The organism is Streptomyces sp. NBC_01723, assembly GCF_036246005.1.
Taxonomy (GTDB): domain Bacteria; phylum Actinomycetota; class Actinomycetes; order Streptomycetales; family Streptomycetaceae; genus Streptomyces.
On the sequence record NZ_CP109171.1, the window covers coordinates 206978 to 227891 of the forward strand.

Below are 20914 nucleotides of genomic sequence, written 5' to 3' on the forward strand. Positions count from 1 at the left end.
CGTCAGCGGTGACCTTGGCTGACTTCCTCTTCACCGTGCTCGGGGCGGGTGCTCTGGCGGCGGCGGTACTCCCCCGACTGGTGGCCCGGCGGCCGCTGTCCATGCCGCTGGTCTTCCTGGCCTGCGGGATCCTGCTGCAGCTGCTGCCCACCCCGTTGCCGGACATCGACCTGGCGCGCGACCGGGTGTGGGTGGAGCACCTGACCGAGATCTGCGTCATCGTGTCGCTGATGGGCGCGGGCCTCGCGCTCAACCGCCCCTTCGGCGTGCGCCGGTGGCGTGCCACCTGGCGACTGCTCGGCATCACCATGCCGCTCACGATCGCGGCGACGGGGCTCCTGGCCTGGTGGCTGCTGGACTGGCCGCCGGCCGCGGCGCTGTTGCTCGCGGCCGTGCTCGCGCCCACCGACCCGGTGCTCGCCTCCGAGGTGCGGGTGGGGGCGCCCACCGACTCCGAGCACGACGAGGACGAGGTCCGTTTCGCCCTCACCAGCGAGGCGGGCCTCAACGACGGTCTGGCGTTTCCCGTCGTCATGGCGGCGATCGCGCTGACCGCGGCGGCGGGGACCGGTCTTTCCGGCGGCTGGGTGGGTCACTGGCTGCTGGTCGACGTGCTGTACGCCTGTGTGGTCGGCGTGCTGGCCGGCCTGGCGGTGGGCAAGGTGCTCGGCTGGCTCTTCTTCCGTGCCGCCCGGCAGGCAGTGCGGCTGTCCGAGCACCGGGAGGGTTTCGTCGCCCTGGGTGCCACGTTCCTCTCCTATGGCGTCACCGAGCTCGCCCACGGATACGGCTTCCTCGCCGTCTTCGTCACCGCGTGCCGCATCCGCGCCGCCGAGCGCGACCACGGCTACCACACGGTGCTGCACGACTTCGTGGAGCAGGTCGAGCGGTTGCTCACCGCCGGTCTCCTCTTCCTGCTGGGTGTCTGTGTGGCGCAGGGCGCTCTGGAGGACCTGACATGGCGAGGAGCCGCCGTCGGTCTGCTCCTGCTGTTCGTCACCCGGCCCCTGACCGGGTGGGTCGCGCAGTTCGGCACGGCGGCAGGTCCCCGGGAACGCCTGGTCACCGCCTTCTTCGGGGTCCGCGGTGTCGGGTCGCTGTTCTACCTCGCACACGCACTGGGAACGGAAGGCTTTCACGTGCCCTCCGGTGAGCTGTGGGCCGTCGTCGCCTTCACCGTCCTCGCCTCCGTCGTCCTGCACGGAGTCACCGCCACGCCCGCGATCTCCCGCCTCGACCGGCTGCGGTGGCTGTGGGCCCAGGACCGCTCCCACACGGGGCCGTCACCGAGTGAGTCCGACGTGGCCGACGAGCGTCCCTGACTCCGGCGGCGTGCGCTTCGTGGCGGTGCCGCGCCTTCCCCGTGGCCCGCTCCCGGTTAATGGGTGGAAGAGTCGGCCACGGCCGTCTAGGTTGACCATGTCCATGATCCGTACGTGTTGCGCGAGGTGTTTTTGATGACGGTCCGAGTGCCGGCGGCCGACTTCGGTCGGCTGTCCCCCTCGAAGGTCATGACCGCATCGAACCGAAGGAACATCTCTCGTGGATCTTCCACGCATCTTCACCATTCGCGAAAGTAGCCACCGCATCCACAACCCGCTCACCGCCGGCAAGCTCGCGGCGCTGGGCCGTGCGCTGCGGTTGGCACCCGGGACGCATGTGCTCGACCTCGCCAGTGGTTCGGGCGAGTTGCTGTGCACCTGGGCCCGTGACCACGGCATCACCGGCACCGGGGTGGACATCAGCACGGTGTTCACCGAGCGGGCGCGTGCCCGCGCGGCCGAACTGGGTGTCGCGGATCAGGTCGAGTTCGTGCACGGCGACGCGTCGGGGCACGTCGCGGACGAACCGGTCGGGCTCGCGGCGTGCGTCGGCGCGACCTGGATCGGCGGCGGCGTGGCCGGCACGGTCGAACTGCTCGCCGGCAGTCTGGCCCCGGGCGGGCTGATGCTGATCGGCGAACCGTACTGGCGGCGGGAAGTGCCGGACCAGGAGACCGCCCGAGCCAGCCACGCCGACAGCAAGGAGGACTTCCTGCTGTTGCCGGAGCTGATCGAGCGGTTCGGTTCCCTGGGGTACGACGTGGTGGAGATGGTGCTGGCCGACCAGGACAGCTGGGACCGGTACCAGGCCGCGCAGTGGCTCAACATGCGGCGGTGGCTGGACCGCCATCCGGATGACGAGCTGGCGGCCGGGATCCGGGCCGAGCTCTCCGCCGAACCGGTCCGCTACACGCGCTACCAGCGTGAGTACCTCGGTTGGGGCGTCTTCGCGCTGATGCGCCGCTAGGGGCTGTGGGCGGGGGCCCGGGCAGCCTGCCGCCCGGGCCCCCGCACATGAGGAGAGGGCAGCCTGCTGCCCGGGCCTCCGCACCTCAGGAGAGCCAGTCGGCGTACCGGGTCGGTGCCAGGTGGGCGTTCATGTCGGTGAGGACGTCGCCCTTGACGGCCGCGAACATGCCGGCGGTGGGGTCGGTGACGACCGAGCGGGCGTCGCCCTTGTGGGAGAGGGTCAGCCGGCCCAGTTCGTCGAGGGCGAAGACCTCGGGTCCGCCGATGTCGCGGATGCCGTTCAGCGGGGCGCCGAGCGCGACCTGTGCGACCGCCTCGGCCACGTCCTTGGCGGCGATCGGCTGGATGGGCGTGGCCGGGAGACGGACGGTGTCGTCGTCGGCCGTCCAGGTCAGCACCGCGTCCATGAACTCCATGAACTGGGTGGCGCGCACGATCGAGTAGGGCACCGGCCCGGACCGCAGGAGCTCCTCCTGGAGAGCCTTGGCACGGTAGTAGTCCAGCTCCGGCACCTGGTCGACGCCGACGATGGAGAGGACGACGAAGTGACCCACCCCGCCCTCGCGGGCCGCGGTCAGCAGGTTGTCCATGGAGGTCCGGAAGAAGGCCGGCGAGGCGTCGTCGAAGGTCGGGCTGTTCGTCAGGTTGACGACGACGTCCGCTCCCGCGACGGCCTGGGCCACGCCTTGCCCGCTGATGACGTCCACGCCGGTGGACAGCGAGTGCGGCACCGCCGCGTGTCCGGCCGCGTTCAGCTTCTCCACGACCTGTGATCCGATCAGCCCCGTACCGCCGATGACCGCGATCCTCATGGCAATCCTCTCCTCGTGAAACGTGTGGCTCACGGACCACTGTGTGGGGGGCCGGGTGCAAAGGCTCCTTCAGGCGCCCGAAGGAATGAGTCTCAGGCGCCGACGAACGTGACCGTCTCCCGCACCGGAGCCCGGCCGGTGCGGGTGGTGCGCGCGTCGGGGCGCTCGTATCCGATCGACATGCCGCAGAAGAGGGTCAGGTCCCGCGGGGGCATCACGGTTTCGGCGACGGTCCGGTGGAACTTGGCCCACGCCATCTGCGTGCAGCTGTGCAGTCCTTCCGCGCGCAGGAGCAGCATCACCGTCTGGAGGAACATGCCCACGTCGCTCCACTGCGGGCGGCCCAGATCTCGGTCGATGTAGCAGAACATCGCGGCCGGCGCCCCGAAGCAGTCCCAGTTAGCCGAGGCGGCCCGCTGCCGTGCCTCGACGTCGGCCCGCGGGATGCCCAGGGCGCCGTAGCGCTGCTCCCCGAAGGCACTCCGGCGCTCCTGGTACGGGGACTTGAGGTGGGTCGGGTACTGCTCGTACTCGGGTTCGTCCCAGGGATCGCCCGCGGCCAGCCGGGCACCCGCCCGCTTCTTGACCGAGTCCAGCGGCCCACCCGTGAGGACGAAGGCGTGCCAGGGCTGGAGGTTCGATCCGGAGGGTGCCCAGACGGCGGCGGACAGCACGCGCTCGAGGACTTCCCGCGGGACGGGCCGGTCGGTGAATCGGCGTACGGACCGTCGACTCGCGACCGCCTCGTAGACGTCCATGAAGACGCATCTCCCTAGTTGCTCACGATCATGGGTTCGAACGAGACAGTATCATTCGCGACCATCTCGTGTATAACTTCATTGCGTGAGCAGCCCGGCCACCGCCCGGGCCCCGACACCTCTGCACGGAGACGCTTCATGGCCACACTTCTGCACATCGATTCGTCCGTCTTCCCCTCCGGGGCGTCCGCGTCCCGGGCGGTCACGGCCGCCTTCCGCCGGACCTGGGAGGAGCAGCACCCGGGCGGCACGGTGGTCTACCGCGACCTCGCCGCCGAACCCGTCCCGCACATCACCCAGGACGCCTGGTCGGCCGGTCACGCCGATCCGTCGGAGCGCACGGCCGGCCAGTCCGCCGCCTTCGCCGCGCGCCTGGAGCTCATCGAGGAACTGGAGCGGGCGGATGCCGTCGTCATCGGCGCTCCCATGTACAACTACACGGTGCCGTCGACCCTGAAGGCATGGCTGGACAGCGTGCTCCTGCTCGGCCGCACGGCCGGCGAGGCGCCCTCGGCACAGGGGACTCCGGCCGTGGTGGTCGCGAGCCGCGGCGGCTCCTACGCTCCCGGGACGCCACGCGAAGGCTTCGAGTTCGTGCGGAACTACCTGGAGGCCGTCCTCGGGCGCACTCTCGGCCTGGACGTCGACTTCATCGTCCCGGAACTCACCATGGCTCCGCGCAACCCCGCCATGGCGGAACTGGTCCCCCTCTTCCAGGCCTCAAAGGAGCGTGCGCACAGCGAAGCGATCAGCAAGGCCAAGGCCCTGGCCGATCGCCACACCGCGGATGCCGACAGGTGAGCGTGGCGCGTCCGCGGTTCATCCGGAGTGGGCCGGCGGGACCGGCTTCTGGTCGCCGGGGTGGGCCAGCACGGTCAGCAGGCGTGTGAGCTGCTCCGAGCCGTCGGACCCCAGGTCGGCGACCAGCCGCTCGGCCAACGGCTCGGCCGCGACGTGCGCGGCGTCGAAGAGCGCCAGCCCCTCGGGGGTGATCTCCACCGACCGTGCCCGGCGGTCCCCGGGCACGGCCTTGCGCACGGCGAGGTTCCGGCGCTCCAGGTCGTCGACGACCCGCATGATCCCCGCCTTGTCCGTCCCCGTCGCCGCGGCGAGGTCACGTTGCACCGTGGGGCCGCGGTCGACCAGCACGATCAGCACGGCGAAGTGCCGCAACTCGATGCCGAGCGGGCGCAGCGCCTCCGACATCAGGCCGGCCGCCCTCCAGTGCGCACGCCGCAGAAGCAGGCCGAGCGCGAACGGGGAGGCGTCACCGGGGCGGTCGTTGGCACGCGTCGCGGCGTCACGGCGGGATGCTTGGGGGGCCATGGGGGCATCGTACAGCTACTGAACCATTCGTGACCGTTTCACATGAAACGGATGCGGATCGGGCACCGTCGAGGACCGTGACACTCCCCCGCAGGACGTGGCTCAGCGTCCACAGAACCGGGGTCCGGCCACGCCGCGAGGCGCCCGGCGTCCCCCAGGAACGCGGCCGGTCCGAGGGCGTCGATGTCGACTTTTACGAGATCCAGGCGTCCGGCGAATGATCCGCGCAAGGGCGCTGAGCTTCACGAACACCGGGCCCGGGCGGTGACCGTGCGTTCGTGGGGCCCGGGGCGCATCCTGGGAGGTGAGCCCTGACGGTTCCGGGTTCCCGAACCAAGGAGCGGGTCATGCCATCCCTGCACTTCCACATGGACTCGTCGATGTCCCCTGCCGAGGTGATGGGGGTGCTGACCAACTTCACCCCCTCGCGCGTGGAGCAGTGGCCGTCGATCGACGCCGCGCACTACCAGGTCCACGACAGGGGCGACACCTGGGCCGAGGTCACCGAGGGGAATGACAAGTCCTGGGAGAACGCGCGCTACGAGTGGGATCCGTCGCACAACCGGGTCACGGTCACCACGCACGACTCGACGCCCTTCGGGCCGGGCGGGTGGGACTTCCGGCTGACGCCGACGGATGACGGCACCCGCATCGACGTCAGCCTGGAACGGCATCCCAGCTCGCTCAAGGCGAAGCTGCTCTCGCCGGTCATTCCCTTCGCCGGGCCGATGTTCCGCAAGTCCTTCAGGGAGCCCCTGAAGTCGACTTAGCCCCTGGTGCCGCCGGGCACCCGCGGGGGGCGGCCCGCCGCCGGGGTCAGTGCTCGGCGGACTCGACCGCGTCCCTGATGCCTTGCAGGGCTTCCTGGAGCCCTTCGTTGATGTGTCCGCCCTCGGCCCGCTGCGTGTGCAGCTCGACCTTGAGGCGGGAGGAGGCTTCGCTGGGGCCTTCGCTGATGTGGAGGCGGCCGTGGTAGTCGTGCGGCCCGGGTGCGCCCCACTCCAGGATCTTCCCGTCCTCCAGGACGTGGATCCAGGCCTCGCTGGTCACGTCCTTCTCAGGGGCGTCCGGAGGGTCGATGTGGGCGGTGACGGTGACCCGGTCGCCGTCGTGGGGATGCGCGGCCGTCAGGCGCGGCATGTAGGCGGGCAGGTTCTCCACGTCGGAGAGGTAGGCGAAGAGCCTGCCGGGAGGGACGTTCACCGTGATCGCGTTGTCGTAGTCACCCATGGCGTGCCCAGTGCCCCGGCTCCCGGGAGGGCAAAACCGGCGCGGGGACGCCTCACCCGACAGGACGCGCTCGGGCGGCCGGGACGCGCGGACTGTGCATCGCGGTCCCGCCCGGAACGGTGCGGCGAGGTCACCGCCGTCGCAGCCAGTCGGTCAGCCTGGTGAAGTACTCCGGTGGAGCCTCGGCGGCGTCCGGCAGCCGCAGGCGGTGGTCCGCTCCCGGGAAGACCTCGACCGTCAGCGTGGCGTGGCGGGGGCGTGACGCGTGGGCCACGGAACCCAGCGCGCGAAGGGTGTCGGCGACCGGGATCAGAGGGTCCGCGCCTCCGAAGAGCGCGAGGTGGGGGCAGCGCAGGCCGCGGAGGTCGCCGGTCGGATCGTGGTCCTGCTTGCGTTTGAGGAAGCTCCACAAGCTTTCGTCGACATCGCCCCAGTAGAACTCCAGCCCCGGTGGCCGGCCCGCCTGGTCCACGAGTCGCAGGGCCGTCGCGAAGTCCGCGTCGCGCCGGCCCGCTTCGATGAGACGGTCGTAGAGGGCCAGAGTGCGGTCGACGTCGTTCGGGGAGTGGGCGTGGGTCACACGGAGGTGCTGGGCCAGGGCGTGGCGCTCCTGCACGGCCGGGGTCGTTCCGGGGCAGCTGTTGGTGACCACCCAGGGGAGGTCGTCCCGGGCGGTGGCTGCGCGGAGGACCACCCAGCCGCCCTCGCTGTGGCCGAAGAAGCCCGCCGTCTCGGCGGGCACCCCGGGTCGGGAGCGGAGGAAGTCGAGCGCGGCTGTGGCGTCGGCCGCCAGGTCGGTCAGGGTGGCGGCGCGCCAGTCGCCGGACGATCCGCCGACGCCCCGCTTGTCGTAGGAGAGCACGGCGATGCCGGCGTCCAGCAGGTGCCGGCGCAGGGGCGGGAAGAACGTGCCGTTGTGCCGGTCGGTCGGCCCGGACCCGCCGACCAGCACCACACCCGCGCGGGCCGCCGCCCCTCGCCGGGGTACCGACAGGGAACCGGCCAGCCGCACCGGTCCGTTGGGAAACTCGACGTCCCGCGCCTCCACGCCTTCCATCGGACCAGTCTCCACGACCGGCGCGCCTGTCGGGCTACGCGCGCTCCGAGGTTCCGGCACCGCGCACGCCCCGCTCCTCCCCGGCAGGCGTGAGCGGTTGTCGGCCACCAGGCGGTACAGGACGTGGGCCGCGCTCCGCGCCACCGGCACCAGCAGGGCCGCCCCGAGCGGGCTCCACGCGCCGGCCGCGCTCAGCAGCAGCTTCCCGACCGCGTCGGGGCCGGCGTCGACCGTGCCGACCGCCCGTAGCCGCCGGAACTGGACGGCTACGGGCACCGGGCCGCGGCGACGGGCCCGCATGGTCACTTCCGGCGGGGTGCCAGTGCTGCGTCACCGTGTGGAAGCCCCGCCGGCGTCGTGCGACCAGGTCGTTCCGCCGGGTTCTAGCCGAACGGGATCGTCAGTGTCGAATCGGCCGTCCCGGTGCGCAGCTTCGCCGGGGCGTTGCCGATCGCCGACCAGACCTCCAGGCGGACCGTGCCGCCCGTCAGGTTCCCCAGCGTGCCCGTGGCCGACTTGAGGCCGCTGCTCTCGCTGTAGGTCTCCCATCCGGTCACAGGATCAGTCGCGAAGTACCGGTAGGTCTCCGTCCGTTCGAAGGAGCCGTCGCCCGTGAGGTCGTAGCTGATCCTCGCCTGCTGGCCGAGACCGACCGCGTTCCCCGCGTCCAGCTGGATACGGAAGGCCGTGGACGCGCCGGCCGCGTAGGTGCCGTTGACCTCCTTCGCCTCGTAGACCAGCGGCTGGTACGGCGTGCCGTCGTGGTTCGCGCCGCCCGCCGACGGGAGGGTGTCGCTGCCGGCTGCCGTCCCGGTCGCCGTGGTCAGTGCGCCCCCTGTACGGAGCTGGAAGACGTTGCCCGTGGGCGGATCCGGATCCGGGTCGCCGCCGCCCGTTCCGGTGCCCGTCGCCGTGGAGCGGGCCGGGACCGTGAGGGTCGCGCCGTCGGAGAACGTGACCGTGCGAGGGGACGAACCGAAGTTGTGCGCCGCGTAGGTGCGCGCGGTCCCCTTGCTGAAGACGGCCGATGTCGGGATGTCGCCCGTCACCGTGGTGTCCGGGGCGCCGAGCGTGTCCAGGGTGCCGATCCAGTGATAGGTGTGCGCCTTGGACTCACCCTGCTCGGGGGTGTAACCGGCCTGGCCCGCGTCCCACTTGGCCTTGGCGGCGGCGGGGTCGGCGAGCGATTCGAATTCCCAGAGGATGTCACGCCACTCGACGGCTGGGCCGCCGTTCTCCCGCACCAGTTCGGCGAGGTTGCGCCGGATCGCGGCCTTGTGTCCGGACAGGTGCAGTGAACCCCCGGTGACGGGAAGGACGTTGATGCCGTGGATCTCCTCGGGGTTCGCCGTCCACCACGTCGCGTACGCCGCTCCGCTCCCCCACACCATCCCGGCGGTGTCATGACCGAAGCCGGAGGGAAACACCTGTTCGTCGGCGTCGAACCAGTACTGCGCGATCGCCTCCGACTCGGTGGTGAGCAAATAGGCGCCCAGGTCTCGGAGTTCGTTGTTGTCGGTGGCAGATCCCCAGAGCACCAGGGCCGCGCTGAGGTTCGTGGACTCGGACGACGATTCCTGGTTGTTGCCCGCGGCGAAGCCCTGGTGGCCCGAGGCCCAGCTGTGGCCCGCGTAGACGTCGAATCCGCGGAGGAAGGGGAAGGCAGTGTCGTCGCGGGCGGGGTTGGCCGCGTCCTTGATGAGGGTCTTCACCATGCCGCCCCACGCCGAGTCGGCTGCCCAGGCCCGGTCGTACTGGGCGATGATCGCGGCCGCGTAGACGTAGTAGCTGTAGTGGAAGTGGTGGTCGTTGAGTTCCGTGTCGCTGCCGTACGACGCGGGATAGCCGGTCAGGGTCTTCCAGTCCCTGTCGTAGGAGAACTCGCTCGCGCCACCGGCAGTGAACCACTCCTGAAGCCGGCCCTTGAGCAGGCCCAGGAGCTTGTCACGGGTGGCGGTCTCCCCGATCTGGTCGGCTACGGGGACCAGCTGGGCCAGTCTGCCGAGCGCCTTCCCCGTCCAGTACGTGTCGGTCGCCCCGGAGAAGGGGTCGGCCGCGTTGGCCACTTCGTCGAGGTGGGTCTTCAGACGCGCCCGGTCGACGCCCGATGACTTCGGGAGTGCGGGCAGGACGGGCGACGACTTCTGAGTGGTCGTGAACGTCTTCCCCTCGCGCACCTTCATCGTGCCGCGCGACGACACGTACGTGTGGGAGGTCAGCGGATCCGTCGTGTGCAGCCACTGATGGCGGTAGAGCGCCTGGATGGTCCCGGTCTCGCTGCCCTCCTGCGCCTGGGTAGTGAGGGTGTAGCCGGCCCTGACCGAGCCCGCCGCGTAGGACCAGCTCGCCTTGGAGCCGGTGACGAAGCTGTACGCGTACTTCTTGTAGGTGGACAGCGCGTCGGTCGACGGAAGGACGGCGAGCGAGAAATAGTCCTTGGCGCCCAGCGCCGCGGTGACCGTGGAGCCGGAGAGGTTCCAGTCGCTGCCGCTGGGGGCGAAGAGCGCGTAGTGGTGGCCGCCGACGGTGATTCCGAGGACGTTGCCCTGGTCGGCGAAGACCGTGGGCGTGGAGGCGGTGGCGATCTGGGCGTTGCCGCCGGTCCCCTTGGCGTACACGAAGGGAAGACCGTGGCCGATGGTGGTGCGCAGGGTGCGGGTGCCGTCGGACCAGTAGGGCGTGACGGTCCAGTCGGACCAGGCGTCGGCCTTCGTGTCCGGGGAGTTCAGGCCGGTCAGGCCGAGGGTCAGGTCGCGCTTGTGCGCATACTCGTACTGGCGGCCCTCGCCGACGACCGCAGGGGTGGTGGGGTAGCCGATCTCCAGCCCGGCGGCGGTTGCCTGGTAGGTGAGCGGGTGCCCGTACATCGGGGTGGAGTAGGGATTGTCGCCGTACCTCTGGAAGGCGAGGGACGACCACCAGTCGTTGGTCGGGACCGGTTTGCCCTTGGCGCCCGGAGTGACCTTGGGGGTCACCGGAGCACCGGTGTTGGTGGTTGGCCCGGAGGTTCCGGCGGGACGGGTGTCGGAGTAGCTGCCGGAGCCCACCGGCACGTCGGCCGCGGCCGCGGGAGTCGCGGCGGGGCCGAGACCCACGGCGGCCAACGCGGTGACCAGTACCAGAGCGGCGGCGGGTCTGCTTCGAGAGGCGGATCGCGAGCGGGAGACTGGCATGGAGGAAACCTCAAAGTCTTGACGTAAGCGACGTCTTGAGAGCGCTCTCACACCCAGGAAAGTAAAACTCTCACAAACAAGCGTCAATAGTTGTTGCGTGAGGGGAGTGAGAGCGAGAAGCCCGTCGTCGCTGTCTGTCTACCGTGTTCCCCCGGGTGTGGCGCAGTTGGACTCTGAATGCGTCCGGATCTGAGTCCAGCTCCATCGTTCACCTGTCCCGGGACCGTGCCCTCACCCGGACGTCGTCGCGGTCAGGTGGTCGCCGGGGATGCCCGACTTCTCGGGCCGGTAGTAGTCCCGGATGCCTTCCGCCCAGGTGGCCACCCGGATGCGGTCGCTCTCGTCCGGCCCGAAGGCGCCGAACAGGGCCTCGATGTTGCGCCGCTCGAAACCGATCGCGAGCATCAGCGCGACGAACTCGGGGCGAGCGACGAAGCCGTCGCCTTCCGGGTCCCCCATCGCCGCGAGCGCCTCGGCGAACTCGTCGACGGCGGCGTCGAAGCGCTGCGGGTTGAGGACGATGGAGGCGAATTCCTCGGGGCTGATCCTTCCGTCGCCGTTGGCGTCCAGCTCGGTCAGGAGCGTGTCCCCATAGCGGCGGAAGGATGCGGCGAGCCTCTCCTTCACCCCGTCGGCTGCGGCCGGCACCGCAGCCGTGACGCGGTCGCTCATCAGCTCGAAGTCCGCGGCCTCCAGGCAGCCGTTGCCGTCGGCGTCGAAGAGGGAGAAGACCAACTGGGCTCGGGCCGTCGCCTCGTTGGTGGGCGTCATGGTGCACCTCGAACTTCCGGGTGAGTACTGCGTCGGAGCACGCCGGCTCCATGGCCGGGCGGCTCGTCCACTATCGGCCCGTGATCACGGGCCCGGCGGAAAAGACGTTCCGGTGCACACGAACGGGCGATACGAGGTCGTCGACGCGTGAAATGCCTTGATCACGGGAAACGCCCTCGGGGATCGGGCGGCACCGTGCCGGCCTTCCGCCCCCGGCTCAGACGAAGGCACTCTCGCCGGTGATCGCCTTGCCGACGATCAGGGTGTTCATCTCCCTGGTGCCCTCGAACGAGTAGATGGCCTCGGCGTCCGCGAAGAACCGGGCCACGTCGTAGTCCAGGACGATGCCGTTGCCTCCGAAGATCTCCCGGGCCCAGGCCACCACCTCGCGCATACGAGCGGTCACGTGCGCCTTGGCCAGGGACGAGTGCTCGTCCCGGAACGTTCCCGCGTCCTGCAACCGGGCGAGCTGGAGCAGCAGTCCCCAGCTCGACGTGATGTTGGCCAGGCTCTTCACCAGAAGGTCCTGGACGAGCTGGAACCCCGCCAGTGGCCTGCCGAACTGCTGCCTCTCACCGGCGTAGCGCAGGGCGAGTTCGTATGCGCCGATCATGACGCCGAGTGCCTGCCAGGCGACGCCGCTGCGGGTGGCACGCAGGATCTCCGCCACGTCGCGGAACGACGACACGTTCTGGAGCCGGTCGGCCTCCGGCACACGTACGCCGGTGAGGGTGACGTCCGCGTTCTCCACGATGCGCAGCGACGTCTTGCGGTCGATCCGCCTGGCCTCGAAGCCCGGCGTCCCCCGGCCGACCACGAACCCCTTGACCTGGTCGTCATCCACGTCGCGAGCCCATACCACGACATGGTCGGCGAAGGTGGCGTTGCCGATCCAGCGCTTCTCGCCGTCGAGCACCCAGCAGTCGCCGTCACGCCGTGCGGTGGTGTGCATGCCGGCCGCTATGTCCGAACCGTCGAGCGGCTCCGTCAGCGCGAACGCCCCGACCGTCTCCATGGTCGCCATACCCGGCAGCCATCGGTCGCGCTGCTCCTGGCTGCCGCCGGACTGGATGGCGTACATGGCCAGTCCGTTGTGGACGCCGAAGAAGGTGGCCACCGAGGCGTCGACACGGCTCATCTCCAGCGCCATCATGCCCGTCAGCAAGTGGGAGGCGGCGGGGCCGGGTTCGCCGTAGCCCTCGTACGGCAACCCGACCAGCCCGCTCTCGCGGAAGCGGCCGATCAGTTGCTTCGGGAAGGTCCCTTCGGCCCAGTGCTCGGCCACCAGGGGCGCGACTTCCTCACGCATGAACGCCCGTGTCCTCGCGAGGATCTTGCGCTCCTCTTCGGACAGGGCGCCCTCGAAGTCGTAGAAGTCGGCGGGGTTGTGCTGCTTCGCAAGTGAACTCATGGGGCACTTCTTCCACGATCTTGCGGCACCAAGCCCGAGCAGATGACGTTCCCGCCTGCTGCCTGATCGGTGTTGGTCTCTCCGTGGCCGTGCTTCGTCGCGAACACCCATCGGTTGCCCGCCAGCGCGTCGTTCTCCTCGGGCAGCGGGCCGCGTCCGTGTACGCGGGTGAAGTCGAAGGGCGTACGGACCGATGCCGACCAGCCCTTGCCCTCCAGGTTGCCGGCGGAGTCGGGGCGCGGTTCGCGGCTGAACAGCTCCAGCAGGTCGATGCCCAGCTGGTGGTGCGTCGAGGTGTAGAGCGGGCTGTCGCGGTAGGCCATCAGGTCCTTCTCCAGCTTGACCTCGTAGGCCAGCGCGCTGCCTGCCGCGCTCAGGCGGTCGACCGTGTCGACCAGGTAGGTCTCGGCCGCGTTGGGGAGGTAGAACAGCAGCCCCTCGGCGAGCCAGACGGCGGGTGCCGCGGCGTCGAAGCCCGCGTCCGTCAGCGCACCGGCCCAGTCGTCGCGCAGGTCGACCGAGAGGGGTACGCGTGTCGTCCCCGGTGCCGCCGGCAGGTCGCCGAGCACCTGGTGCTTGAACTCCAGGACGCCTCTCCGGTCGATTTCGAAGACCACGCAGCCGGGTGGCCATGCGAGCCGGAAGGCGCGCGAGTCCAGCCCCGCGCCGAGGATCACGACTTGCCGGGCACCGCCCTCCCGCACCGAGTGGAGGAGGAAGTCGTCCAGTACGCGGGTCCGCAGTCCGAAGTACCGTGCGAAGCGCCCCCACAGCGGGTCCGCGTCCCCGTCCGGGGCCTGTTCCAGGCGGACCGGCCAGCGGGCGGAGGCCGGTGCGGCGAGCACGAAGTGCTCCGCGTGGATGTCCTGGGCCAGGCTGTCGGCCCGGTGGGTCTCGATCGCCCGGGCCGCGGCGACCAGGAGGGCCGTCAGGCCGACTCCTCCTTCCACGCCCTCCACGCCGGTGTTGTGCCGTGCCGTCTCGGTCATGCGTCATGTCCCCTGGTTGGCTTACGGGATGAGTACGGGTTTGACGACGCGGCCCGCGTCGCAGTCCTGCTCGGCCCGGTTGATGTCGGCGAGCGGGTAGGTGCGGATCAGCTGGTCGAAGGGAAAGCGTCCGGCCTGCCACAGGGCGGTCAGCCGCGGGATCAGCAGGCCGGGTACGGCGTCGCCCTCGCAGATGTGGGAGATCCTGCGGCCTCGGTCGAGTGCCCCTGGGTCGAGCGGCAAGGTGTCGTGGAGGCGTGCGACCAGGCCGAGGTGGCCGGTGGGGCGCAGGGAGCGGAGGGCGTCGTTGATCAGCTCGGCCGATCCCGTGGTGTCCAGGGCGTACGCGGCTCCGCCGCCGATCAGCCGTCGGATGCGGTCGGGCAGGGCGGTCGACGCGGCAAGCAGGGGTGTGGCGTGGAGTCGCTCGGCGAGGGCCAGCCGCTCCGGGTGCCGGTCGACGGCCACGGTCGTCGCGCCGACCGCGCCGGCCGCCATCACCGCTGCCAGGCCCACGGCTCCCGCGCCGAGGACCACGAGGGTGTCGCCTGGGCCGACGGCGAAGGAGTTGAGGACCGCGCCGGCGCCGGTGAGGAATCCGCAGCCGAGGGGTCCGAGCAGTTCGAGGGGCAGCGCGGGATCGACCCGCACGGCGTTGCGGGCCGGGACCACCGCGTACTCGGCGAAGGAGGACTGGCCGAACCATCGAGGGGCCAGGACGGTGCCGGTGGCATCGGTGAACCGCTCGGCGTGCTCCTCGCGTCCGCCGAAGAGGTTGAGCGTGGCGAACGAGTCGCAGTGGGCGGGGGCTGCGCCGAGGCAGTTCCGGCAGTGTCCGCAGGAGTCGAAGCTCAGCACGACGTGGTCGCCGGTGCGCAGGCCGGTGACCGCGCCGCCGGTCTCCACCACGACCCCCGCCCCCTCGTGGCCGAGCACCGCCGGCAGGGGTGAGCGGCCCGCCGAGTGCCGTACCGCGAGGTCGGTGCGGCACATCCCGCAGCCCGCGATCCTGACCAGGACCTCGTCCGCTCCCGGTCCGCCGTCCAGCATCACCTCCTCGACGGCGAACCGGGTCTCGTACGAGCGCAGTAGTGCCGCACGGAACTTCACGAGCCCTCCTGCGGGCGGTGCACGACGAACGGCCTGAGGTTCCCGTGGAGACCCCACGGTCCGCCCGCGACGCCGACGCCGCTGTCCTTGACGCCGGCGAAGGGCTGGGCGAGGGACAGCTCGGCATGGTGGTTGATCCATGCGGTCCCGCACTCCAGTCGTTCGGCCACGGCCTCGGCCCGGTCGAGGTCGGTCCCCCACACCGAGCCGCCGAGCCCGAATCGGGTGCCGTTGGCGGCCTCGACGGCTTCGTCGAGGCTCTCGTACGGCAGGACCGGCAGGACGGGGCCGAACTGCTCCTCGGTCACCACCGGGCTGTCGGCCGGTGCGTCGGCCAGGATCGTCGGGGCGAAGAAGTATCCCGGCCGGTCCAGGCGGTGGCCGCCGGCCGCGGCTCGGGCGCCGCCCGCCAGGGCGCGGGCCGTGTAGCCCTCGACGCGGGCCAGTTGCGGGGCGTTGTTGAGGGGCCCGAGCTGTGAGGCCGGATCGAGCCCGGGGCCGACGACGGCGGTCTCAGCCCGGTGCGCGAGGGCCTCGACCACCAGGGAGTGGATGCGGGCCGGGGCGTAGACGCGCTTGACCGCCATGCAGACCTGCCCGCAGTTGCGGAAGGCCGCCCAGAACAGGCGGTCCGCGATCTTCTCCACATCGACGTCCTCCAGCAGTACGGCGGCGTCGTTGCCGCCGAGTTCCAGGGTGACGCGGGCCAGTGAGGCCGCCGCTTGTCGGGCGACGGCCCGTCCGGTGGGGACCGATCCGGTGAAGGTCACGTGGCGGATGCCCGGGTGCGCGGCGAGACGGGCTCCGAGGGGCTCGCGCCCGGTGACGACGGTCAGTACGTCCTCGGGCAGGGCGGCGGAGACGACGGACCCCAGCAGGCGGGTGGCGAGGGGCGTGTACGGGGAGGGCTTGAGCACCACCGTGTTGCCCGCGGCGAGCGCCGGAGCGAACTTGGCCGACGCGAGTTGCAGGGGAAAGTTCCACGGGACGATCGCGGCGACCGGGCCGAGCGGTCGCCAGCGCAGCTCGCCGCGTACCGGCCGGTCGTCCGTGATCGGCTGCGTCTCGATGGCCGGCTCGGCGAAGTGGCGCAGCCGGGCGGCCGTGCGGGCGACCTCCGCGTGGGACTCGGTCAACGGCTTGCCCTGTTCGCGGGTCAGCAGCGTGGCGAGATCGCTCCCGGCCGCCTCCACGGCGTCGGCGGCCGCGAGGAGCGCGGTCGTACGGGCTGCGGGATCGGCCCGCCAGCCGCGCCAGGCCGTGTGGGCCCGGTCGACGACGTCGTCCAGTTCCGCGGCCTGCCGGTCAGGGGCCTCGTCGAAGGGCTCGCCCGTCGCCGGGTCGACGACGGCGAAGTACCCGCTCCGGGTCCCGGACCCGTGGCCTCGGGGTCCTGTCGCCATGGCGGCGGTCAACTCGCCGCGCTGACGGTGGCCGTGTGCTCCGGGGCGTGCCGGTCCATCTCCTCCCGGAAGGCCGCCACCAGGTGCGGCCGGATCCGGCCGCCGGTGCGGTCGCCGCCCTCGCAGACCGCACCGCGCACGCCGACGATGTCCGTGCCGATGCGAGCCAGGTCGCTCAGGTCGCCGGCCCTGACGCTGCCCGCGAGCGCGGCGAGGAGACCGGCCTCGTGGGCGAGTCGGACGAACTGCCCGCAGACGTCGGGCGGAAGGTGGTCGAAGAGCCGTGTCCCGTCCTTGATCGCGGTGTCGAGCATGGCGGCGTCGGAACCGGAACGGCGGGCGATGTCGGGCAGGGCGAGCGGATTGACACAGCCGATCCGATGGGCGTCGGCGTAGCCCGAGGCGACGACGAAGGCGTCCGGCCGGTGGTCCTTCACCGCTCGGACGACCCCCTGCATGACATCGACGGCCTGCTCGGGCGTCGTGCACCCGTAGAGGCCGACCTTGATGTAGGTGGCGCCGGAGACCACCGCGCCGAGCGCGGCCTGGGCGACCGTACCGGGCTTGTACGGCACGTCGCCCACGGTGGCGGAGAGCGGCTTGTCCGCCGGGACCGCGGCGCGGATGTCCCTGATGACCCAGGGGAAGTTCGCGCCGAGCGAACCCTCGTCGGGCTTCTTGACGTCGACGATGTCGAGGTGTTCGGCGGCCTTGGCGCAGTCGAGGGCCTCCTCGACACCGTCCGGAGAGATGAGAAGCAGCAAGGTGGAATCCTTCCCTCGCGTGTTCGCCTGCCGAGGCAGGTGTGCGGATTCGCCCGGTCGCGTGCGGTCCGCACATCATTTCCGCGGGCGACGAGCCCTCGGCAGGGCGCGCGCAGGGACGACTGGGGCGTTGCGGCGGGTCCCCCACGCCCGGCGCAATGCGCCGTCCGCCGCGCACTCGGCCGCGATGCGCACGACTCCCGTGACCCGATGCCGGCGACGGCTCCGCCGCCGACCATTCGGCGAACCCCACCTCCCTGCACGACGTGTACTTCCGGGTCGGCGGCGCGGCCGTCGGCAAGGCGACCACCAGCCTGGTCGTCAACAGCGACGACGTCATCGGCGACCACATGTGGATCTGGCGCGGCGACCACGGCAGCGGCATCGGCCGGAACACGAGCACCGCCGACACCGGACTCGTCGTCAACGGTGCGACCCGCCGAACCAGGCCGCCTGGATGAACGGCTCCACGCAGGGCTACGCCGCCTACAACGTCGCCGGCTCCGTTACCAGCCATCAGGCCTACGGCCTCGGCAGCTACTGCTTCTTCAACGTCAATCCGCAAGTCACCGCAGAGCACGCCTTCGAGGTCCCCAACAACCCGAACGTTCGCTTCCGGAACATGGTGACCGTCTCCCTCGGCGGCACCGGAACGATCCGGCATGTCATCAACGACCGGGGCGGGCCCTCCAGCTCGTCCACCAATGTGGCCAATCTGGTGAACCACCCCTGAGGCATCGGACGCCGGGGCCTCGGCCGGCCCAGTGGTCCGACGGGACGGTGAGGCCCTTTTTGACAGGCGCTTGACAAATACGTCACGCGTTGCCAGCCTGCATAGGAATCGCAATTCCTCGCAACTTTCCACGTGCCACCCGCAATCACTGCACATTGCACGCAGTGCTCGGACGGCAATACGCGCATCCGGCGCGCGCCTTGCCTGACAACCCCCATGACGTCAGGAAGGAACCACCAGCATGTCCCAGCGTCCTCGCCCGAGACGCGGAACGATCACCGCGCTCGCCCTCCTGGTGGCCGCTGCGGCCGCGGTGGGCCCTCCGCCCGCTTCCGCGGCCCAGGCTGCCGACATCCCCGCGTCCGACTACCAGCAGGTGCAAATGGCGACCGGTGCGGCGGAGTTGGGCGAGCCCATGTCGCTCACCGTGCTGCCCGACCGGTCCGTCCTGCACACCTCCCGCGACGGCACCATCCGCCGAACCGACGCCGCCGGCAATACGAAGCAGGCGGCGAAACTGGACGTCTACACGCACGACGAGGAGGGTCTGCAGGGCATCGCCGTGGACCCGGACTTCTCCGTGAACCGCTACGTCTACGTGTACTACTCCCCCAAGCTCAACACCCCCGCGGGCGACGCCCCGGTCACGGGCAGCGCCGCCGACTTCGAGGCGTGGAAGGGGCACCTCAACCTCTCGCGGTTCACGCTCAAGGCCGACGGCACCCTCGACACCGCTGCCGAGAAGGTGATCCTGGAGGTCCCCAACGACCGCGGCCAGTGCTGCCACGTCGGCGGCGACATCGACTTCGACGCGGCCGGCAACCTCTACCTGACCACGGGCGACGACACCAACCCGTTCGACTCGGCCGGATACGCCCCGATCGACGAACGCGGCGACCGCAACCCCCAGTTCGACGCACAGCGCAGCTCCGGCTCCACCAACGATCTGCGCGGCAAGCTGCTGCGGATCAAGCCGACCGCCGACGGCGGCTACACCGTGCCCGCCGGCAACCTCTTCGCACCCGGCACCGCGAGGACACGGCCCGAGATCTACGCCATGGGCTTCCGCAACCCCTTCCGGATGTCCGTCGACCGTCCCACGGGAATCGTCTACCTGGGCGACTACGGCCCCGACGCCGGCGGCACCGCCTCGGACCGCGGCCCAGGCGGCCAGGTGGAGTTCAACCGCATCACCGGACCGGGCAACTACGGCTGGCCCTACTGCACGGGCACGAACACGGCCGTGGAGTCGTACAACGAGTACACCTTCCCGAACGGCCCCTCCGGCACTAAGTACGACTGCGGCGGCGGACCCGCCAACAACTCCTTCCGCAATACCGGTCAGGCCAAGCTGCCCCCCGCGAAGCCGAGCTGGATCAAGTACGGACTGGAAGGCTCCCCGCCCGAGTTCGGCGGCGGATCCGAGTCCCCCATGGGCGGCGAGGTCTACCGCTACGACCCCGCCCTGGACTCCTCCGTGAAGTTCCCGCAGGCACTGGACGGCCGCTACTTCGCGACGGAGTTCGGACGTCAGTGGATCAAGTCCGTCGAGGTCACCGGCAACGGCGGCTACGGAGCGATCGAGGACTTCCCGTGGAACGGGACGCAGGTCATGGACTCCGACTTCGGCCCCGACGGCGCGCTGTACGTCCTGGACTACGGCACCGGCAGCAACAACCAAGCGCTGTACCGCATCGAGTACCTGGCCGGCAGCAACCGCAACCCGGTGGCCAAAGCCTCCGCCGACCGGACCTCGGGCGGCCTGCCCCTCACCGTGAAGTTTTCCTCCCAGGGCAGCTCCGACCCCGAAGGCAAGCCGCTCACCTACTCGTGGGACTTCGGCGACGGCTCGACGTCCACTCAGGCCGATCCCAGCCACACCTACACCACCGAGGGGACCTACCGTCCCACCCTCACCGTCAAGGACACCGAGGGCCTCACCGGCACCGCCAGCCTCGTCGTGACGGCCGGCAACACCGCCCCGTCCGTCACACTCCAGCAGCCCCTCAACGGGCAGCTGTTCTCGTTCGGCGACACCATTCCCTTCCGAACACAGGTGAGTGATCCGGAAGACGGCAGCATCGACTGCTCCAAGGTCAAGGTCACCTATCTGCTCGGGCACGACAGCCACACCCACGCCATCACGTCCACGAACGGGTGCAGTGGTTCCCTCACGATCCCGGTCGACGGCGAGCACGACAGCGCCGCCAACCTGTACGGCGTCCTGGACGCGGAGTACACCGACTCCGCGGGCCTGACCACCCACTCGCTGCGCACCCTGCAGCCCCGTCACCGTCAGGCCGAGCACTTCTCCGCCCAGTCGGGCGTCCAGGCCGCCGCCCATGGCAACGCGGAGGGTGGCAACACGGTCGGCTTCACCGACGACGGCGACTGGATCTCCTTCAAGCCCTACGCGCTCGCGGGCGCTTCCGGCTTCTCCGCCCGGGTCTCCTCCGGTGGAGCGGGCGGCACCCTGGAGGTTCGTGCGGGGTCCCCGACCGGAACGCTGCTGGGCCGGGCGGCCGTGCCGGTGACCGGCGGGTGGGAGACCTTCACAGACGTCTCGGCACCGCTGTCCCAAGTGCCGCCGGACAGCACCGAGCTGTACCTCGTCTTCCGCGGACCGACCGGACAGGGCAACCTCTTCGACGTCGACGCCTTCACCTTCACCACCGGCGGGCCCACCACCAGGACGTGGGAAGCGGAGTCCTCCACCTCGTCATCAGGAGTGCAGCCGGCCGCGCACGCCGCGGCCAGCGGCGGCCAGACCCTCGGATACATCGACAGCGGGGACTGGGCCGGATACGACTCCGTGCCCACGGCGGGCGCCGCCTCGATCTCCGCGAGGGTCTCGTCGGCCGGGGCGGGAGGAACACTCCAGATCCGCTCCGGGTCGCAGAACGGCCCGCTGCTCGGCTCGGTGCCGGTCCCGGTGACGGGCGACTGGGAGACGTTCACCACCGTCAGCACGGCGCTCAACACGACGGGGACCGGCCCTCTCTTCCTGACGTTCACCGGCGGCAGCGGCTCCCTGTTCGACATCGACAGCCTGACGCTCACCGCGTCGACGCGAAAGGGGCGATGAA

The 20914-nt window shown here is 70.6% G+C and carries 17 protein-coding genes and 1 pseudogene; 6 read left to right on the forward strand and 12 right to left on the reverse strand.

Annotated features, from left to right (window positions below; translation table 11 throughout):
• Nucleotides 1–8: 8 nt before the first annotated feature.
• On the forward strand, nucleotides 9–1322 hold the full coding sequence (locus OIE75_RS00970; RefSeq protein WP_329469008.1) for a cation:proton antiporter: 1314 nt from the start codon (nucleotides 9–11) through the stop codon (nucleotides 1320–1322).
• A gap of 220 nt (nucleotides 1323–1542) precedes the next feature.
• The gene (locus tag OIE75_RS00975; RefSeq protein WP_329469011.1) at nucleotides 1543–2289 is read left to right on the forward strand and encodes an SAM-dependent methyltransferase; all 747 of its coding nucleotides are present in this window, start codon (nucleotides 1543–1545) and stop codon (nucleotides 2287–2289) included.
• An 85-nt stretch (nucleotides 2290–2374) separates the two neighbouring features.
• Here OIE75_RS00975 and OIE75_RS00980 read toward each other — a convergent pair whose 3' ends face one another.
• A complete protein-coding gene (locus OIE75_RS00980; protein WP_329469013.1) occupies nucleotides 2375–3103 on the reverse strand; it encodes an SDR family oxidoreductase in 729 nt (242 codons plus the stop codon).
• Between the two features lie 92 nt (nucleotides 3104–3195).
• Nucleotides 3196–3861 (reverse strand): nitroreductase, encoded by a 666-nt coding sequence (locus tag OIE75_RS00985; protein ID WP_329469014.1) that lies wholly within the window; start codon nucleotides 3859–3861, stop codon nucleotides 3196–3198.
• Between the two features lie 138 nt (nucleotides 3862–3999).
• On the opposite strand from OIE75_RS00985, the gene OIE75_RS00990 reads away from it, so the two are divergent.
• A complete protein-coding gene (locus tag OIE75_RS00990) occupies nucleotides 4000–4662 on the forward strand; it encodes an FMN-dependent NADH-azoreductase (RefSeq protein ID WP_307008822.1) in 663 nt (220 codons plus the stop codon).
• Nucleotides 4663–4680: 18 nt separating this feature from the next.
• Here the strand turns inward: OIE75_RS00990 and OIE75_RS00995 are convergent, their stop codons facing one another.
• A complete protein-coding gene (locus OIE75_RS00995) occupies nucleotides 4681–5187 on the reverse strand; it encodes a MarR family winged helix-turn-helix transcriptional regulator (RefSeq protein ID WP_307008823.1) in 507 nt (168 codons plus the stop codon).
• A gap of 347 nt (nucleotides 5188–5534) precedes the next feature.
• On the opposite strand from OIE75_RS00995, the gene OIE75_RS01000 reads away from it, so the two are divergent.
• The gene (locus OIE75_RS01000; RefSeq protein ID WP_329469016.1) at nucleotides 5535–5957 is read left to right on the forward strand and encodes an SRPBCC family protein; all 423 of its coding nucleotides are present in this window, start codon (nucleotides 5535–5537) and stop codon (nucleotides 5955–5957) included.
• 46 nt (nucleotides 5958–6003) lie between these two features.
• Here OIE75_RS01000 and OIE75_RS01005 read toward each other — a convergent pair whose 3' ends face one another.
• The 9 genes from OIE75_RS01005 to OIE75_RS01045 form a co-directional block, all read right to left on the reverse strand.
• Nucleotides 6004–6417, reverse strand: coding sequence for an SRPBCC family protein (locus tag OIE75_RS01005; RefSeq protein WP_329469017.1), 414 nt, complete (start codon nucleotides 6415–6417; stop codon nucleotides 6004–6006).
• 130 nt (nucleotides 6418–6547) lie between these two features.
• Nucleotides 6548–7774, reverse strand: a complete 1227-nt coding sequence (locus OIE75_RS01010) for a serine aminopeptidase domain-containing protein (protein WP_329469019.1) — start codon at nucleotides 7772–7774, stop codon at nucleotides 6548–6550.
• 83 nt (nucleotides 7775–7857) lie between these two features.
• Nucleotides 7858–10647: a glycosyl hydrolase gene (locus OIE75_RS01015; RefSeq protein WP_329469020.1), complete on the reverse strand. Its 2790-nt coding sequence runs from the start codon at nucleotides 10645–10647 to the stop codon at nucleotides 7858–7860.
• Nucleotides 10648–10878: 231 nt separating this feature from the next.
• On the reverse strand, nucleotides 10879–11418 hold the full coding sequence (locus tag OIE75_RS01020; RefSeq protein ID WP_307008828.1) for an EF-hand domain-containing protein: 540 nt from the start codon (nucleotides 11416–11418) through the stop codon (nucleotides 10879–10881).
• A 217-nt stretch (nucleotides 11419–11635) separates the two neighbouring features.
• Nucleotides 11636–12829, reverse strand: a complete 1194-nt coding sequence (locus OIE75_RS01025) for an acyl-CoA dehydrogenase family protein (RefSeq protein WP_329469023.1) — start codon at nucleotides 12827–12829, stop codon at nucleotides 11636–11638.
• Entirely contained in the window at nucleotides 12826–13818 is a 993-nt protein-coding gene (locus OIE75_RS01030; RefSeq protein ID WP_329469024.1) for a class I SAM-dependent methyltransferase, read from the reverse strand. Before OIE75_RS01030 ends, OIE75_RS01025 begins: the two co-directional genes overlap by 4 nt.
• 21 nt (nucleotides 13819–13839) lie before the next feature.
• Nucleotides 13840–14928 (reverse strand): NAD(P)-dependent alcohol dehydrogenase, encoded by a 1089-nt coding sequence (locus OIE75_RS01035; protein ID WP_329469026.1) that lies wholly within the window; start codon nucleotides 14926–14928, stop codon nucleotides 13840–13842.
• The gene (locus OIE75_RS01040; protein ID WP_307008832.1) at nucleotides 14925–16331 is read right to left on the reverse strand and encodes an aldehyde dehydrogenase family protein; all 1407 of its coding nucleotides are present in this window, start codon (nucleotides 16329–16331) and stop codon (nucleotides 14925–14927) included. Before OIE75_RS01040 ends, OIE75_RS01035 begins: the two co-directional genes overlap by 4 nt.
• 8 nt (nucleotides 16332–16339) lie before the next feature.
• Nucleotides 16340–17095, reverse strand: coding sequence for a (5-formylfuran-3-yl)methyl phosphate synthase (locus OIE75_RS01045; protein ID WP_329469027.1), 756 nt, complete (start codon nucleotides 17093–17095; stop codon nucleotides 16340–16342).
• Nucleotides 17096–17316: 221 nt separating this feature from the next.
• Here OIE75_RS01045 and OIE75_RS01050 point away from each other — a divergent pair.
• Nucleotides 17317–17828, forward strand: a pseudogene (locus OIE75_RS01050) (coagulation factor 5/8 type domain-containing protein); the annotation flags it as partial.
• A 241-nt stretch (nucleotides 17829–18069) separates the two neighbouring features.
• Nucleotides 18070–20913: a carbohydrate-binding protein gene (locus OIE75_RS01055; protein ID WP_329469029.1), complete on the forward strand. Its 2844-nt coding sequence runs from the start codon at nucleotides 18070–18072 to the stop codon at nucleotides 20911–20913.
• Nucleotide 20914 lies beyond the last annotated feature (1 nt).

What these genes read in the sequence shown, in the direction of transcription:
- OIE75_RS00980 (WP_329469013.1), bottom strand. Translation starts at nt 3,103, where the DNA reads ATGAGGATCGCGGTCATCGGCGGTACGGGGCTGATCGGATCACAGGTC.
- OIE75_RS00985 (WP_329469014.1), bottom strand. Translation starts at nt 3,861, where the DNA reads ATGGACGTCTACGAGGCGGTCGCGAGTCGACGGTCCGTACGCCGATTC.
- OIE75_RS00990 (WP_307008822.1), top strand. Translation starts at nt 4,000, where the DNA reads ATGGCCACACTTCTGCACATCGATTCGTCCGTCTTCCCCTCCGGGGCG.
- OIE75_RS00995 (WP_307008823.1), bottom strand. Translation starts at nt 5,187, where the DNA reads ATGGCCCCCCAAGCATCCCGCCGTGACGCCGCGACGCGTGCCAACGAC.
- OIE75_RS01000 (WP_329469016.1), top strand. Translation starts at nt 5,535, where the DNA reads ATGCCATCCCTGCACTTCCACATGGACTCGTCGATGTCCCCTGCCGAG.
- OIE75_RS01005 (WP_329469017.1), bottom strand. Translation starts at nt 6,417, where the DNA reads ATGGGTGACTACGACAACGCGATCACGGTGAACGTCCCTCCCGGCAGG.
- OIE75_RS01010 (WP_329469019.1), bottom strand. Translation starts at nt 7,774, where the DNA reads ATGCGGGCCCGTCGCCGCGGCCCGGTGCCCGTAGCCGTCCAGTTCCGG.
- OIE75_RS01015 (WP_329469020.1), bottom strand. Translation starts at nt 10,647, where the DNA reads ATGCCAGTCTCCCGCTCGCGATCCGCCTCTCGAAGCAGACCCGCCGCC.
- OIE75_RS01020 (WP_307008828.1), bottom strand. Translation starts at nt 11,418, where the DNA reads ATGACGCCCACCAACGAGGCGACGGCCCGAGCCCAGTTGGTCTTCTCC.
- OIE75_RS01025 (WP_329469023.1), bottom strand. Translation starts at nt 12,829, where the DNA reads ATGAGTTCACTTGCGAAGCAGCACAACCCCGCCGACTTCTACGACTTC.
- OIE75_RS01030 (WP_329469024.1), bottom strand. Translation starts at nt 13,818, where the DNA reads ATGACCGAGACGGCACGGCACAACACCGGCGTGGAGGGCGTGGAAGGA.
- OIE75_RS01040 (WP_307008832.1), bottom strand. Translation starts at nt 16,331, where the DNA reads ATGGCGACAGGACCCCGAGGCCACGGGTCCGGGACCCGGAGCGGGTAC.
- OIE75_RS01055 (WP_329469029.1), top strand. Translation starts at nt 18,070, where the DNA reads ATGTCCCAGCGTCCTCGCCCGAGACGCGGAACGATCACCGCGCTCGCC.